The 15,400-nt window shown below is 45.3% G+C and carries 12 protein-coding genes and 2 pseudogenes; 13 read left to right on the top strand and 1 reads right to left on the bottom strand.

The window, feature by feature from the left end:
• Position 1: 1 nt before the first annotated feature.
• From HMPREF9960_RS05245 to HMPREF9960_RS10055, 4 genes and pseudogenes are all read left to right on the top strand, one after another.
• Positions 2–850: a metallophosphoesterase family protein gene (locus HMPREF9960_RS05245; protein WP_005589476.1), complete on the top strand. Its 849-nt coding sequence runs from the start codon at positions 2–4 to the stop codon at positions 848–850.
• 55 nt (positions 851–905) lie between these two features.
• A pseudogene (locus tag HMPREF9960_RS05240) lies at positions 906–1,354 on the top strand (Rrf2 family transcriptional regulator).
• 229 nt (positions 1,355–1,583) lie between these two features.
• A complete protein-coding gene (locus tag HMPREF9960_RS05235; protein ID WP_005589479.1) occupies positions 1,584–2,441 on the top strand; it encodes a VOC family protein in 858 nt (285 codons plus the stop codon).
• Between the two features lie 35 nt (positions 2,442–2,476).
• Positions 2,477–2,984: pseudogene (locus HMPREF9960_RS10055) on the top strand (methylated-DNA--[protein]-cysteine S-methyltransferase).
• 51 nt (positions 2,985–3,035) lie between these two features.
• On the opposite strand, the gene HMPREF9960_RS05220 reads toward HMPREF9960_RS10055, so the two are convergent.
• On the bottom strand, positions 3,036–4,118 hold the full coding sequence (locus tag HMPREF9960_RS05220; RefSeq protein ID WP_005589486.1) for a M24 family metallopeptidase: 1,083 nt from the start codon (positions 4,116–4,118) through the stop codon (positions 3,036–3,038).
• A 249-nt stretch (positions 4,119–4,367) separates the two neighbouring features.
• On the opposite strand from HMPREF9960_RS05220, the gene yycF reads away from it, so the two are divergent.
• From yycF to ftsY, 9 genes are all read left to right on the top strand, one after another.
• On the top strand, positions 4,368–5,081 hold the full coding sequence (yycF, locus tag HMPREF9960_RS05215; protein WP_005592222.1) for a response regulator YycF: 714 nt from the start codon (positions 4,368–4,370) through the stop codon (positions 5,079–5,081).
• Positions 5,074–6,438 carry a cell wall metabolism sensor histidine kinase VicK gene (gene vicK / locus HMPREF9960_RS05210; protein ID WP_005589490.1) on the top strand — a complete coding sequence of 455 codons (1,365 nt, stop codon included), beginning with the start codon at positions 5,074–5,076 and terminating at the stop codon, positions 6,436–6,438. Before yycF ends, vicK begins: the two co-directional genes overlap by 8 nt.
• Entirely contained in the window at positions 6,431–7,231 is an 801-nt protein-coding gene (locus HMPREF9960_RS05205; protein ID WP_037586201.1) for an exodeoxyribonuclease WalJ, read from the top strand. Before vicK ends, HMPREF9960_RS05205 begins: the two co-directional genes overlap by 8 nt.
• Positions 7,232–7,543: 312 nt before the next feature.
• Positions 7,544–7,903 (top strand): YbaN family protein, encoded by a 360-nt coding sequence (locus HMPREF9960_RS05200; protein WP_005589492.1) that lies wholly within the window; start codon positions 7,544–7,546, stop codon positions 7,901–7,903.
• A gap of 145 nt (positions 7,904–8,048) precedes the next feature.
• Positions 8,049–8,738, top strand: a complete 690-nt coding sequence (rnc, locus tag HMPREF9960_RS05195) for a ribonuclease III (protein ID WP_005589493.1) — start codon at positions 8,049–8,051, stop codon at positions 8,736–8,738.
• On the top strand, positions 8,738–12,274 hold the full coding sequence (gene smc, locus HMPREF9960_RS05190; protein WP_005589495.1) for a chromosome segregation protein SMC: 3,537 nt from the start codon (positions 8,738–8,740) through the stop codon (positions 12,272–12,274). Before rnc ends, smc begins: the two co-directional genes overlap by 1 nt.
• Before the next feature lies 1 nt (position 12,275).
• Positions 12,276–13,070, top strand: coding sequence for a Cof-type HAD-IIB family hydrolase (locus HMPREF9960_RS05185; RefSeq protein WP_005589497.1), 795 nt, complete (start codon positions 12,276–12,278; stop codon positions 13,068–13,070).
• The gene (locus HMPREF9960_RS05180) at positions 13,070–13,888 is read left to right on the top strand and encodes a Cof-type HAD-IIB family hydrolase (RefSeq protein ID WP_005589500.1); all 819 of its coding nucleotides are present in this window, start codon (positions 13,070–13,072) and stop codon (positions 13,886–13,888) included. Before HMPREF9960_RS05185 ends, HMPREF9960_RS05180 begins: the two co-directional genes overlap by 1 nt.
• A gap of 3 nt (positions 13,889–13,891) precedes the next feature.
• Positions 13,892–15,388 (top strand): signal recognition particle-docking protein FtsY, encoded by a 1,497-nt coding sequence (gene ftsY, locus HMPREF9960_RS05175; protein WP_005589501.1) that lies wholly within the window; start codon positions 13,892–13,894, stop codon positions 15,386–15,388.
• Positions 15,389–15,400: the final 12 nt, after the last annotated feature.

Raw genomic sequence — 15,400 nt, 5'->3', positions numbered from 1 at the left:
AATGACACGAAAAATTGCCTTATTATCCGATGTGCATGGGAATAGCACAGCCTTAGAAGCAGTACTGGCGGATGCGGAAAGCCAGCAAGTGACAGATTATTGGTTTTTGGGGGACTTGCTCCTGCCAGGAACCGGTCGTAGAAATATCTTAGATAGGATGGAGCAATTGCCCGTTAGTCTCCAGGTCAGAGGGAATTGGGAAGACAGTCTCTGGCATGCCCTGCACCAAAAGTTAGACTTGACACGTCCCAGCCATCTCTACCTGACTCGGCTCTGCCATTTTGTCCTAGAGGAAATCCGTCCAGAAGAGATTGACCGCATGCAAGAACTTCCTCTGCAAATCTTGACAGAAGTAGAGGGATTGAAGATTGCGGTCAGCCACCATCTGCCAGATAAGAATTGGGGGCGGGAGCTGATTCATATTGGCGAGCAGAGCGATTTCGACCGCCTTTTTGAGGGGAATGACTGTGCTATCGCTGTTTATGGTCATATTCACCAACAGTTTCTCCGCTACGGGACTAAGGGACAGCTGATTATCAATCCCGGCTCTATTGGTCAGCCATTCTTTCTAGATTCGGCTTTGCGTCAGGACTTGCGAGCCCAGTATGCCATTTTAGAGATTGATGAGACGGGGCTGGCTGATGTCGACCTGCGGCGCGTGGCCTACGATGTGGAGCAGGAGCTGAGATTGGCTCGGGAGCTCCACTTACCTTACTATGAGATTTATCAGGAAAGTTTGGTCAATGGTATCCACCATACCCACAACCACGACCTGCTGCGGGAAATCAGTGAGAGAGAAGGCTATGCAGACGATATTGCGGCTTTCTTAAAGTCCAGTCGTAACTCTTGAAGTTACACCATTTTTGAGATATAATAGTGAGAGAAAATGATGAGGGAGGAGAAAAATGCAGATTTCTAGCCGTTTTACCATTGCCACCCATATGCTGATTGTACTGGCTTTGGAGGGAAAAAACAAAAACTGACAAGTGATATCCTTGCTGGCAGTGTTGGCGTCAATCCAGTTATTATCCGTAAGACCCTGTCCCAGCTCAAGAATGCCGGGATGATTACCGTTGCTCGTGGGACTGGAGGAGCAGAGATTACCAAAGATTTGAAAGACATTAGCCTGTTGGACGTCTATAGCGCTGTTGAGTGTCTTGGCAAGAGCGGCCAGCTCTTTAGCTTTCATGACAAGCCCAATCCAGACTGTCCTATCGGCAAGAACATTCACAATGTCTTAGACGACCGCTTGGCGGCTATTCAGGCAGCTATGGAAGCTGAATTGGCTCAAACCAGTCTTGACGAGGTCGTCGCAGCAACCGAAAAAGAAATTAAAGAACAGTCTGTTTCCTAGTGAGCAGATTGTTTTTTGTTAAGAATTTTCCGAGATGTAATTATTGACATTACATTAATATCTGCTATACTAATAGATGTAACATAAATAATTACAATTTAAAATAATCTTTCGGAGCAAATGGAGATATGGAAAACCATATCAAGGAACCTATCTCTGTTTTGGAGAAATAAAAAAAGATGGAGCAGGCGGACTGCTGAAATTTTAAATTTAAGAGAGGAGAAAGAACATGACTTTTGAATATGAAAGCAAGATTTATCTAGGAGAGGTGGCGCTTTATGTGGCTGACCTAGCAAGACAAAAGGATTTTTATCAGCGTGTTTTAGGGCTGGAACTTTTGGAAGAGCAGGACGGACAGGTATCTTTGGGTCGGGATGGGCAAGTGCTGGTTAGGCTCTTAGCGACCAGTGACCGTCAGACAGTCAAGTCGGCTTACGGTCTTTATCATCTGGCACTTTTGCTTCCAAGCCGTCAAGCCTTGGCAGATATCCTGAAGCATTTATCAGAAAATAAAGTCCCTATGGTCGGAGGAGCGGACCACGGTTATAGTGAAGCCATTTATCTGGAGGATCCAGAAGGCAATGGCATTGAGCTTTATCGGGACAAGCCTCAGGCTGATTGGGATATTCGGGAAGACGGTCGCATTATCGGAGTGACGGAAGCGCTAGCGGCTCAAGAAATCTATGAACTGGGTCAGGAAGTCAAGCCGTTTAGTATTGCTGAAGGCACTCGTATGGGCCATGTCCACCTGTCTGTGAAAAATAGCAGAGCAGCTAGTCATTTTTACCAAAAGCTTCTAGGCTTAGAGGATAAATTTTCTGTACCTTCTGCTAGCTGGCTGGCATCCGGAAACTACCATCATCATTTAGCGGTCAATGAATGGGGAGGTTCTCACTTGAATCATCGCCAACCTAAGCAAATGGGACTAGCCTATTTTGAAGCGCAAGTAGAAGGGAAAGAAGACCTAGTTGCTATTTATGAAAATGCTCAGGACTTGCAAGCGCCAGTCCGATGGATTAGCTCCCAGGAGCTAGAAGTCACAGACCCAGATGGGATTGTGGCTAAAGTTAAGACAAGAGTGGTATAATAAGACATATCAAGAAGTAAAAAGAAAGAAAAAATATGTACAAGACTTATTATGCATCGCCGATTGGCCGGATTCTTATCTTGACGGACGCAAATGCCTTGTTGGGGCTTTGGCTGGAGAATCAGAAATATTTTGGGGCAGGCTATGATTTGGAGCAAGCACAGGAGGAAGAGACAGAAGTCAGCCGACGCGTCTCTGCTTGGCTGGATGCTTATTTTAAGGGAGAAAATCCCGCGACAGATGAGATTCCATTGGCACCCCAAGTGACTGAGTTTAGAAGCAAGGTTCTGACAGTATTGCAGAAGGTTCCCTATGGGCAAACGGGCTACCTATTCAGATATTCTACGAGAATTACAAGCTGAGTACGGTAAGATTGGCTCTGCTAGAGCAGTCGGTGGTGCCATCGGTCATAATCCCATTTCCCTTCTGATTCCCTGTCATCGGATTGTCGGAAGCGACGGCAAACTAACCGGTTATGCTGGCGGCCTTGATAAAAAAGCCTTTCTACTGGAGTTGGAAGCTGGGGAGAAGACAACAGGATAAATAAAACTATTGATAAGCTAAAAAAGCACCGAACGGTGCTTTTCTGTTATTCTAATCAAAATACAACAAGTCCTTGTTAGTCTCAGTGAAAAGTTCAAAGCCATTCTTTGTAACATAGCCGCAGTCCTCGATGCGGACACCGACCTTGCCAGGAATGTAAATGCCGGGCTCGACAGAGAAGCACATGCCTTCTTCGATGACCATGTCGTTTCCTTCCATGATAGATGGAAATTCGTGGACATCCATACCGATACCGTGTCCAAGGCGGTGGTTGAAATACTCGCCATAACCAGCTTTTTCGATGACCTCACGAGCTGCGCGGTCTACTTCATGAGCTGTGACGCCTGGCTTGATAAAATCAAGTGCAGCTTGTTGGGCTTCCAGAGTCAGATAGTAGATATCTTTTTTGAACTGGTCTGGCTGGCCAACAGCGACGGTCCGTGTCATATCGCTGGCGTAGCCATTGACCATGCAGCCAAGGTCAAAGAGAAGAAGGGCATTGTTTTCGATTTTATTGGCTCCGGGAATGCCGTGCGGATTAGCTGCATTATTGCCTGTCAGAACCATAGTTTCAAAACTCATCTCATAACCTTCTCGCTTGATGGCGAAGTCGATTTGAGCGATGATGTCTGTTTCAGTATTTTCTAGTGAAATATTGTCAAAACCGATATTGACAGCCTTGTCAGCATACTTGCCAGCTACCAGCATTTTCTGGATTTCGTCGGCTGACTTGATCAAGCGCAAGCGGTTGATGTAAGGAGTCAGATTGACAAATTCAGCCCCATCAAAAACAGTACGCAGGCCGTGGTACTTGGTTAAAATGAGATTGTCAAACTCGACCGCTACTTGCTTGAAGGTTTGAGATGGTAGGGAAGCCTTGATCTTTTCCCAAGGATTTTCAGAATCGACATAGCCGACAACCTGAAAATCTACGGTAGAGGAAGCGCGCTCAACTTCCAGTGCTGGTACAAAAAGAAGTGGCTCATGGTCAGTGTAGACGAATAGGAACATCTGGCGTTCATGTGGGTCGCTGTAAAAGCCTGTTAGATAATGAATGGTTACAGGATCGGAGATTACAGCTACATCCTGCTTTTCATTTTCAAGATAAGTGATGATTTGATTGATTTTTGTCATAGTTCAACCTTCTTTCTATGCCTCTATTTTTGCAGAAAAAGTGAAAAAAATCAAGGATTTTAGTGAGGATTCCTTCTCCTTGACTGAGATTTTTGGGAGAAAGAGAGTTGAGGTGAAATTTCTATAAGAATGTTGGAATATAGTGTGCGAAAATAGCATTTTTTAAGGAAAATTTGATATAATAGTGCTTATGGAGCAGTAGGACAAGTACAAAAACAATAGATGTCTAAGCTTAAAAATTGTATAGATATGAAGGTAAAAAATGAAAAAATATTAGTTGTAGATGACGAGAAGCCAATCTCGGACATTATAAAGTTTAACATGGCTAAGGAAGGCTATGAAGTGCTGACTGCCTTTGATGGTAAGGAAGCTCTAGAAATGTTTGAAGCAGAGCAGCCGGATATCTTGATTCTGGATTTGATGTTGCCAGAAGTGGACGGACTGGATGTTGCTCGGACAATCCGTAAGACCAGCAATGTGCCAATCATTGTGCTTTCGGCCAAAGATAGCGAGTTCGATAAGGTAATTGGTCTGGAAATCGGTGCCGATGACTATGTGACCAAGCCCTTTTCAAATCGTGAATTGCTGGCTCGGGTCAAGGCCTTGTTGCGCCGTTCTGAACTAATCCCAGATAGTCACGTGGACGAGAGCAGTCCAAAGGAACTGTTTATTGGGGATTTGCAGATTCTTCCAGATGCTTTTGTGGTGAAAAAACATGGGAAAGAATTGGAATTAACCCATCGTGAATTTGAACTTTTGCACCATTTGGCGACTCATGTTGGTCAAGTCATGACGCGTGAGCACTTGCTGGAAACGGTCTGGGGCTATGATTACTTTGGAGATGTGCGGACAGTCGATGTAACCATTCGCCGTCTGCGCGAAAAAATCGAAGATACTCCAAGCCGTCCGGAGTATATCCTGACTCGCCGCGGTGTCGGTTATTACATAAGAAATAATGATTGAAACGCTAAAAGAATTCGTACTTTCTCCTGACTTTGTCTTTTCACTGATTGTTGTCGGCTTTATCATCGTCGTGGCTCTTTTGCTACTGGAAAATCGACGAGATACTCAAAAGCTGGTGCAGTTAAACCAAAAGATCAAAGGATTGATTGCAGGAGATTATTCAGAAGTTTTAGATATGCAGGGCAGTCCTGAAATCACGGACATGACCAATTCCATCAATGATCTCTCTGAAGTCATCCGCCTGACGCATGAAAATTTGGAGCAAGAAACCAAGCGTCTATCCAGTATTTTGTCTTATATGACGGATGGGGTGCTTGCGACCAATCGTCGAGGGCAGATTATTACCATCAATGACATGGCAACCAAGCAGTTGGGTGTTAAACGTGATGATGTCCTTAATACCAGTATTTTAGATTTGCTGGATATTGCTGATGAGTACGATCTACGCGAATTGATCACCAAGGTTCCAGAATTGACCATTGATTCTCAAGATGAAAATGGTGAATATGTAAGCCTGCGGGTTCGATTTGCCTTGATCAGACGGGAGTCAGGCTTTATATCAGGGCTGGTAGCAGTGCTGCATGATACAACGGAGCAGGACAAGGAAGAACGGGAGCGTCGGCTTTTCGTTTCCAATGTTAGCCATGAATTGCGGACGCCTCTAACCAGTGTAAAATCCTATCTGGAAGCCTTGGATGATGGCGCTCTGTCAGAGCCTGTTGCACCAGAATTTGTCAAGGTTTCACTAACCGAGACAAACCGGATGATGCGGATGGTGACGGACTTGCTTAGCTTATCGCGGATTGATAATAATACCAGTCATCTGGACGTTGAGCTGACCAATTTTACAGCCTTTATCACCTATATCCTCAACCGTTTTGATAAGATAAAAAATCAGGATGAGACCAAAAAATATGAAATTATCAGGGATTATTCAATTACGCCGATTTGGGTAGAGATTGATACGGATAAGATGACCCAGGTGATTGATAATATCATGAACAATGCCATCAAGTATTCACCTGATGGTGGGACGATTACGGTTTCTGTGAGAACAACAGATGTTCAGTTGATTCTCTCGATTTCAGATGAAGGTCTGGGCATTCCCAAACAGGATCTGCCAAAGATTTTTGATCGTTTCTATCGGGTGGATAAGGCCCGTAGTCGAGCCCAGGGAGGAACGGGCTTGGGTCTGGCTATTGCTAAAGAAATTATCAAGCAGCATCATGGCTTTATCTGGGCTAAGAGTGAGTATGGCAAAGGCTCTACCTTTACCATTGTCCTTCCATATGATAACGATGCTGTCCGTGTAGATGACTGGGAAAATGAAGAGAATGTAGAAAGTGAACATGACTAAGGGATTTCAATATAGTATTCTAGCATCAGGCTCGAGTGGTAATTGCTTTTATCTGGAAACAGACCAAAAACGCCTACTTGTCGATGCTGGTCTATCAGGGAAAAAAATTACGAGCCTTCTGAGCGAAATTGACCGCAAACCAGAAGATTTAGATGCTATTTTGGTCACCCATGAGCACAAGGATCACATCCATGGTGTGGGGGTTTTGGCGCGTAAATACAATCTAGATATTTATGCCAACGAAGCAACCTGGCGAGCGATGGAAAAGGACTTGGGCAAGCTGGATGCCAGTCAGAAGCATATCTTTGAAATGGGTAAGATGAAAACCTTCGGCGACTTAGATGTCGAAAGTTTTGGAGTGAGCCACGATGCAGCTGCTCCCCAGTTTTATCGCTTCATGAAGGATGGTAAGAGCTTTGTTATGCTGACGGATACGGGCTATGTCAGTGACCGTATGGCTGGAGTGATTGAGAATGCAGATGCTTATTTGATTGAGAGCAATCATGATATTGAGATTCTCCGGAGCGGTGCCTACCCGTGGAGCCTGAAACAGCGCATCCTATCTGACTTGGGACATTTATCCAATGAAGATGGTGCGGAAACCATGATTCGCACACTTGGCAATCGCACCAAGCGCATCTATCTGGGGCATTTGAGCAAGGAAAATAATATCAAGGAGCTGGCTCATATGACCATGGTCAATCAACTGGCCCAAGCTGACTTGCCAGTGGGTCATGATTTCCAAGTCTTTGATACCTCTCCCGACACTGCAACGCCTTTGGTAAATATCTAATCATCAGTCGCTCAGAAAGAGAGTGGGACAGAAATCGGTAATTCGTTAGAATTCGATTTCGTCGTCCCACCTCCGCACAGTTGAGTAGGGCTGTAAAAGCTGATGCAATCAGCGTAGTAGAGCCCACTCAACCACTGCGTCTTGCTCGACAATCCAAAGACAATTGAGAGGCTAGGACTTTTGTCCCAGCCTCTTTTTTAGGATTGACAAGAATTATTTTTTATGGGAAACTAGTTTTATATTTTTTAGCTTGTTTTTTATACTAGAAAGGAAGCCAAAGAATGACCATGAAAACGTACGTGAGGAAACCAAATGCGCTTGATTTATTTTGTGATTGCCTGTCTATCTTTAGCTCTAGGAGTGCTGGGGATTTTTCTGGCCCTTCTTCCTACGACTCCTTTTTTACTTTTGTCTATTGCTTGCTTTTCGCGCAGTTCCAAGCGGATTGAAAATTGGCTTTATCACACCAAGATATACCAGACCTATGTCGCAGATTTTAGGGAGACCGGCTCGATTGCCAAGGAGCGAAAGAAAAAGATTATCGTGTCCATCTATATCTTGATGGGAATTTCTATTGCGTTAGCACCGATAATTTGGGTGAAAATTTTCTTGTTCGCCCTGACAATCTTTATTACCTATTATCTTTTCAAGGTCATCCCAGATAAGGAATAGACCGGGAATTAGGCTAAGAAGACAAGTAAACAAGTGCGTTGGCACTTGTTTTTTGGTATAATGGTAGATAGTTCACAAAGAACATCATTTTAGAAAGGATGGATTGGACTCATGCTCTGCCTTGGCCTAGCATGAAAAAGAAACTATGGAACAATTAAAAGATGCACTGCTGGAGCAGTTTGGACTGGTGTTTGAAGACAGCAGTCTGCTAGAGACCGCTTTTACTCACACCAGCTATGCCAATGAGCACCGCCTCTTAAAAATTTCACACAATGAACGCCTGGAATTTTTAGGAGACGCTGTTCTGCAGCTGATTATTTCTGAGTATTTATATAAAAAATACCCCAAAAAACCAGAAGGAGATTTGTCAAAACTACGCTCCATGATTGTTCGGGAGGAGAGTTTGGCTGGCTTTGCGCGGGATTGTCAGTTTGATCAATTTATCAAGCTGGGTCGCGGTGAGGAAAAGTCAGGAGGCCGTAATCGGGATACCATTCTGGGGGACTTATTTGAGGCCTTTTTGGGTGCCCTTCTTTTGGATAAGGATGTGGAGACTGTCAAGGCTTTTATTTATCAAGTCATGATTCCCAAGGTGGAAGCGGGTGACTTTGAGCAAGTGACAGACTATAAGACTAAGTTGCAAGAACTCCTTCAAGTTAATGGCGATGTGGAGATTGTCTATCAGGTTACAGATGAGACGGGGCCAGCCCATGCTAAGAACTTTGCTGTGGCTGTGTTGATCAATGGTCAAAAAGCTGGTCAGGGACAGGGCCGTTCTAAAAAATTGGCTGAGCAGGAAGCTGCCAAGGATGCATTTGAAAAGGAAAGTCACTAATGTTTTTAAAGGAAATTGAAATTCAGGGCTTCAAGTCATTTGCAGATAAGACCAAGGTGGTTTTTGATCAAGGGGTGACTGCTGTTGTTGGTCCCAATGGCTCAGGCAAGTCCAACATTACGGAGAGCCTGCGCTGGGCTCTGGGTGAGTCGAGCGTTAAGAGTCTGCGGGGCGGTAAGATGCCCGATGTCATCTTTGCAGGGACGGAGAACCGCAAGCCCCTCAACTATGCTTCGGTCGTTGTGGTTTTGGATAATCAGGACCAGTTTATCAAGCAAGCAGGCAAGGAAATTCGTGTCGAGCGCCATATCTATCGAAGTGGTGATAGCGAGTACAAGATTGACGGCAAAAAGGTCCGTCTGCGCGATGTCCATGACCTTTTCATGGATACAGGGCTAGGACGGGATTCTTTCTCCATCATTTCCCAAGGTAAGGTAGAGGAAATCTTTAACAGCAAACCAGAAGAGCGTCGGGCAATTTTTGAAGAAGCGGCTGGAGTGCTCAAATACAAGACCCGTCGTAAGGAAACAGAAAGCAAGCTGGCGCAGACTCAAGACAATCTGGATCGCTTGGAAGATATTATCTACGAGCTGGATAGTCAAGTCAAGCCACTGGAAAAGCAGGCTGAGACGGCCAAGCGCTTTTTAGAACTGGATCAAGAGCGTCAGGAACTTTATCTAGATGTCTTGGTGGCTCAGATTAAGGCGAATAAAACTGATTTGACGGCGGCAGAAGCTGATTTGGAGAGTATCAAGCAGGAACTAGCGGCCTATTATACGAAACGGGACGAATTGGAGCGTGAAAATCAAGAAATCAAGGTTAAACGTCAGGAAGTGAATCAAAGACTATCTGACGATCAGGCCAGTCTTTTGGAACTGACTCGTTTGATCAGTGATTTGGAACGCCAGATAGACCTAGCCAAGTTGGAATCGAGTCAGGCAGCTAGCAGCCGTTTGGAAAATGAAGAACGTTTGGCTGGACTGAGAGAAAAAAGCCAGCAGTTGACGGCTGATATTTCCTCCAAGGAAGCTCATCTGGCTGATTTAGCAGTCCAGTTGACAGAAAATCAAGAGGCTATGAGCCAGTTGGAAGCAGAATTGGCAGACTTTTCAGATGACCCAGATCAGTTGATTGAAAATCTGCGGGATCGTTACGTCAAGCTCATGCAAGAAGAAGCAGATCTGTCCAACGACTTGACCTCGCTAGAAAATCGTCTGGAGAATGAGCGGAGCCAAGCTGCCAGTAAACAGGCAAAGTTTAGCAAACTACAGGCTGATTTAAAAGCTGGTCGGGCAGAAGAAGCGGCTCGACAGGCAGAATTAGAAGAAGCTCAGACTGCCCTCAGAGCCTTGCTAGAACAGTATCAGGAGCAGCAGGGGCAGGTCGAGAAGTTGGCGACTGCTTATCAAAATGAGCAGACCAGCATGTTTGCCCTGCTGGATGATTTGAAAAATAAAAAAGCCCGTGCAGCCAGTTTAGAAGCTATCCTTAAAAATCACAGTAATTTTTATGCGGGAGTGAAAAGTGTCCTGCAGGAAGCTGATCGTCTGGGTGGTATTGTCGGGGCAGTCAGCGAGAAATTAAGCTTCGATTCTCAGTACCAGACTGCTTTGGAAATTGCGCTGGGGGCAAGCAGCCAGCATATCATCGTTGAGGATGAGGCTGCAGCGACCAGAGCCATTGATTTTCTCAAGAAAAATCGAGCTGGTCGGGCTACTTTCCTGCCTCTGACGACCATCAAGGCTCGTCAACTCCCCGAGCAAAATCGATCCAAAATTGAGGCCAGCCCGGGCTTCCTAGGTATAGCTTCAGAGCTGGTTACTTATGAGGCAGATTTGGAGAATATTTTCCAAAATCTGCTGGGAACAACCGCAATCTTTGATACGATTGAACATGCGCGTACAGCTGCCCGTCAGGTTCGTTACCAAGTCAGAATTGTAACGCTGGACGGCACGGAACTGCGCACAGGCGGCTCTTACGCTGGAGGAGCTAATCGCAATAATAACACAATCTTTATCAAGCCTGAACTGGACAGCCTGCTTGGAGAAATGGAGCAGCAGTCCCAGAAGCTGAAAGCTCAGGAGCGGCAAGTCGAAAGCTTGCAATCTCAGCTCTCAGAGGCTAAGCAAGCCTTGGAAGCTATCAAGTCTGAGGGTGAGCAAGCTCGCTTGACGGAGCAAAGGGTCAAGCTGGCCTACGAACAGATTGCGGAGCGGGTTGCAGAACTCAGCCAGCTGGAGCATCTACAGGAGCAGGATTTGGCTAGCCAGACTGAAACAGCAGGCCTGGCTGAAAAGAAAAAAATGGAAGAGCGGCTGTCGGCTATTGAGGCTGCAAAAACAGCTATTACTACAGAAATTGAGCAAGTCAAGTCGAATAAAAACGCTGTTCAGGATCGTTTCGATCAGCTATCGGCTAACTTGTCTGAACTGAAATTGAAGAGCACAGAGCTGACTTCTAGCCAGCGCTTTGAGAAGAATGATTTGTCGCGTTTGCTAGAGGAGAAGGCTGCTCTGGACAAGGAAGTCGCTACTTTGCAACTTTTGATAGAGCAAAAGGAAGAAGCGGTCAGCCAGAAGGTGGATATTTCTGTCTTGGAAGAACAGCTCAAGACTGCTCAAGAAAAGAAGACAGACTTGGATCAGAACCTCATCCGACTTAAATTTGAGTTGGACGACTTAGAGGGGCAGTCTGAGGATATTCTAGGGCATTTAGACCAAGCCCGTCAGCAGAACGAAAGTCTGATTCGTCGTCAGGCCAAGGCAGAGGCAGAAAAAGAGAAGTTTTCAGATGTCTTGCGTCGTCTGCTGACCAATCTGACGGATAATTACCAGATCAGCTTTGAAGAGGCTGATCAAAGAGCCCGCTCTTTGGAAAATCTTGCAGCTGCGGAAGCTCAAGTCAAAGACTTAGAAAAGGCTATTCGTGCTTTGGGACCGGTCAATTTGGATGCAGTAGAGCAGTTTGAAGAAGTTAGCAGCCGCCTGAACTTCCTCAATAGTCAGCGGAATGACGTACTCTCGGCCAAAAATCTCCTCTTGGAAACCATTGAAGAGATGAATGACGAGGTCAAGGAACGTTTCCAAACAACTTTTGAAGCCATTCGTGAAAGCTTCAAGCTGACCTTTAGCCAGATGTTTGGCGGCGGTTCAGCTGACCTGATCTTGACAGAAGGCGATCTGCTGACAGCTGGGGTAGAGATTTCAGTTCAGCCTCCAGGCAAGAAAATCCAATCTCTCAATCTTATGAGTGGGGGAGAAAAAGCCCTATCAGCCTTAGCCTTACTCTTCTCCATTATCCGCGTCAAGACTATTCCTTTTGTCATCTTGGATGAAGTAGAAGCAGCTCTGGATGAGGCCAATGTTAAGCGCTTTGGGGATTATCTCAATCGCTTTGACAAAGAAAGCCAGTTTATCGTTGTGACCCACCGCAAGGGAACCATGTCTGCAGCAGACTCTATCTATGGAGTAACCATGCAGGAGTCAGGAGTTTCCAAGATTGTATCGGTCAAGTTAAAAGATTTAGAAAGTTTATAGTATGAGCATAAAATTAGTAGCAACAGATATGGACGGTACTTTTTTAGATGACAAGGGCCAGTTTGATATGGAGCGGCTCAAGCACCTGCTAGCTCAGTTTCGAGAAAAGGGCATCTACTTTGCTGTTGCCAGCGGTCGAGGAATTCTTTCTCTTGAAAAGCTCTTTCATGAAGTTCGGGATGATATTATCTTTATCGCGGAAAATGGCAGCCTTGTAGAGTTCCGAGGAAAAGATCTATACGAAGCAACCATGCCAAGAGAATTTTATCTCAAGGTATTTGACAAGCTCAAGGAGTCGCCCTTTGTCAATATCAACGAGTTGCTCCTAACAGGGAAAAAAGGCTGTTATGTCCTAGAGACAGTAGATCCGACTTATCTCTCTTTCAGCGCTAATTATAATGAAAATATCCAAAAAGTTGCTGATTTTAGTGAGATTACAGACGAGATCTTTAAATTTACGACCAATTTCAGCGAAGAAACAGTGGCCGATGGCGAAGCCTGGGTCAATGAGAATGTCGCAGGTGTCAAGGCGATGACAACGGGCTATAAGTCGATTGATATCGTGCTGGATTACGTGGATAAAGGGGTGGCTCTTGTCGAGCTGGCTAAGAAGCTAGGTCTAGAGATGGATCAAGTTATGGCTTTTGGTGATAATCTCAATGACCTGCATATGATGCAGGTGGTAGGACACCCGATTGCACCGGAAAATGCGCGACTGGAAATTTTGGCAGTTGCGAAAGAAGTGATTGGCCACCATGCGGCCCAATCTGTTATGACCTACATGGAGGGCTTGTAATGGCTGATATTAAATTGATTGCTTTGGATTTGGACGGGACGCTTTTGACCACGGATAAAAAGATTTCTGAAGAGAATCTAGCAGCGCTCAAAGCGGCTCAACAGCAGGGTGTCAAAATTGTATTGACCACAGGGCGTCCGCTTAAGGCTATGGAATTTTTTCTGCATGAACTGGGCACCGATGGTCAGGTAGATGAATACACCATTACCTTTAATGGTGGTTTGGTTCAGCGCAATACTGGCGAAATTTTAGATAAAACGGTCTTTGCCTACGATGATGTAGCTAGAATTTATGAAGAGACTGAGAAATTGGGTCTGCCTCTGGATGCGATTGATGGTGGCTTGGTTTATCAGATTCAATCAGACCAAGCATCGCTATATGCGGAGTTTAATCCAGCTCTGAACTTTGAATCCATTGCTTTTGAAGACCTTTCTAGCCAGATTACCTACAATAAATGCGTCACAGCCTTTGCTCAGGAACCGCTGGACGTAGCCATTCCTCACATTTCGCCCGAACTGTTTGACCAGTATGAAATTTTCAAATCACGAGAAATGTTGCTGGAATGGTCACCGAAAAATGTCCACAAGGCGACTGGTTTGGAGAAACTGATTGCCCACTTGGGAATTGATAAAAGCCAAGTTATGGCCTGCGGTGACGAAGCCAATGATTTGTCAATGATTGCTTGGGCTGGTCTAGGAGTAGCCATGCAAAATGCCGTGCCAGAAGTCAAGGAAGTCGCAGAAGTTGTCACCCCGATGACCAATGATGAAGATGCAGTTGCTTGGGCAATTCGGAAATATGTATTGAAGGAGAACTAAAGAATGGGATTATTTGACCGTCTTTTTGGACGTAAAAAAGAGGAACTTGAAGAAAAGCCCCAGATAGAGGAACAGGCAGAGGAGAGTTATCAGACTACAGAGACTGAAGTTCCAGCTGAGGCAAAACCCCAGCCCCTTGCTGCTTCTAGTGAAGAAACAGCGGAAACTCCGATAGTAGAATCTGTGCCAGAAGAGAATACAGAGCCTGCAGTTTCAGCAATTTCTGAGCAGGAATTTGCCCCAACTAGTCAACAAGCTGACTTATCTGAACCAGTGCTTGAAGATCAGGAAATTCCTGAACAAGTTTTGGCTGAAGCAGAAGAGCAGTCTGAAACTTCAGAAAATCAAGCTTTGGAAAGTAATAGCGAATCAGAAGCGGCGACTGAAAGCAGAGATTATTACCAAGAATTGCAGGAGCGTTTGGCTGCAGCTAGAGAGCAAATCAGCCACGAACCAGAGCAAGAAGTATCAAGTGAGCAGGAAGCAAGCGCTTCGTCACAAGTAGCTTCGACCGAGTATGGAGAAGAGGCAGAGGAAGAACTACCTCAAGCAGAAACGGCTGAATACCAGGAAGAGAGCGTCCAAGAAAAGTATGACCGCAGTCTCAAAAAGACGCGGACTGGATTTGGTGCTCGTCTCAATGCCTTCTTTGCAAATTTCCGCTCAGTTGACGAAGATTTCTTTGAAGACTTGGAAGAACTGCTGATTACCAGTGATGTCGGTGTGCAGGTAGCTTCCAACCTAACTGAGGACTTGCGCTATGAAGCACGTCTAGAAAATGCTAAGAAACCAGACGCCTTGCGCCAGCTGATTATTGAAAAATTGGTGGACATTTATGAGAAAGATGGCCGCTTTAATGAAAAAATCAATTTCCAAAACGGTTTGACTGTCATGCTCTTTGTCGGTGTAAATGGAGTAGGGAAGACGACCTCAATAGGCAAATTGGCCTATAAATACAAGCAAGAAGGTAAAAAAGTGATGCTGGTGGCAGCAGATACCTTCCGGGCTGGAGCTGTTGCCCAGTTGGCTGAGTGGGGGCGTCGAGTCGATGTGCCCGTTGTGACTGGTCCAGAAAAGAGCGATCCTGCCAGTGTCGTGTTTGACGGTTTGGAAAGAGCCAAGGCTGAAAATGTTGATATTCTCATGATCGATACAGCTGGTCGCTTGCAAAATAAAGACAATCTCATGGCAGAGCTGGAAAAAATCGGTCGCATTATCAAGCGGGTAGATCCAGCAGCGCCACATGAAACTTTCTTGGCCTTGGATGCCTCTACGGGTCAAAATGCGCTGGTTCAAGCCAAGGAATTTTCAAAAATCACACCTGTGACAGGTATTGTCCTGACTAAGATTGACGGAACTGCGCGCGGTGGGGTTGTTCTTGCCATTCGTCAGGAACTGGATATTCCAGTGAAACTGATTGGTTTTGGCGAGAAAATTGACGACATCGGCGAGTTTAATTCTGAGAACTTTATGAGAGGCCTCTTAGAAGGTTTGGTGTAATAGTCTATCAAT

Source organism: Streptococcus cristatus ATCC 51100 (assembly GCF_000222765.1).
Lineage (GTDB): Bacteria > Bacillota > Bacilli > Lactobacillales > Streptococcaceae > Streptococcus > Streptococcus cristatus.
The sequence above is the reverse complement of the archived record's forward strand: the minus strand, read 5'-3'. Positions and strand labels throughout refer to the sequence as shown.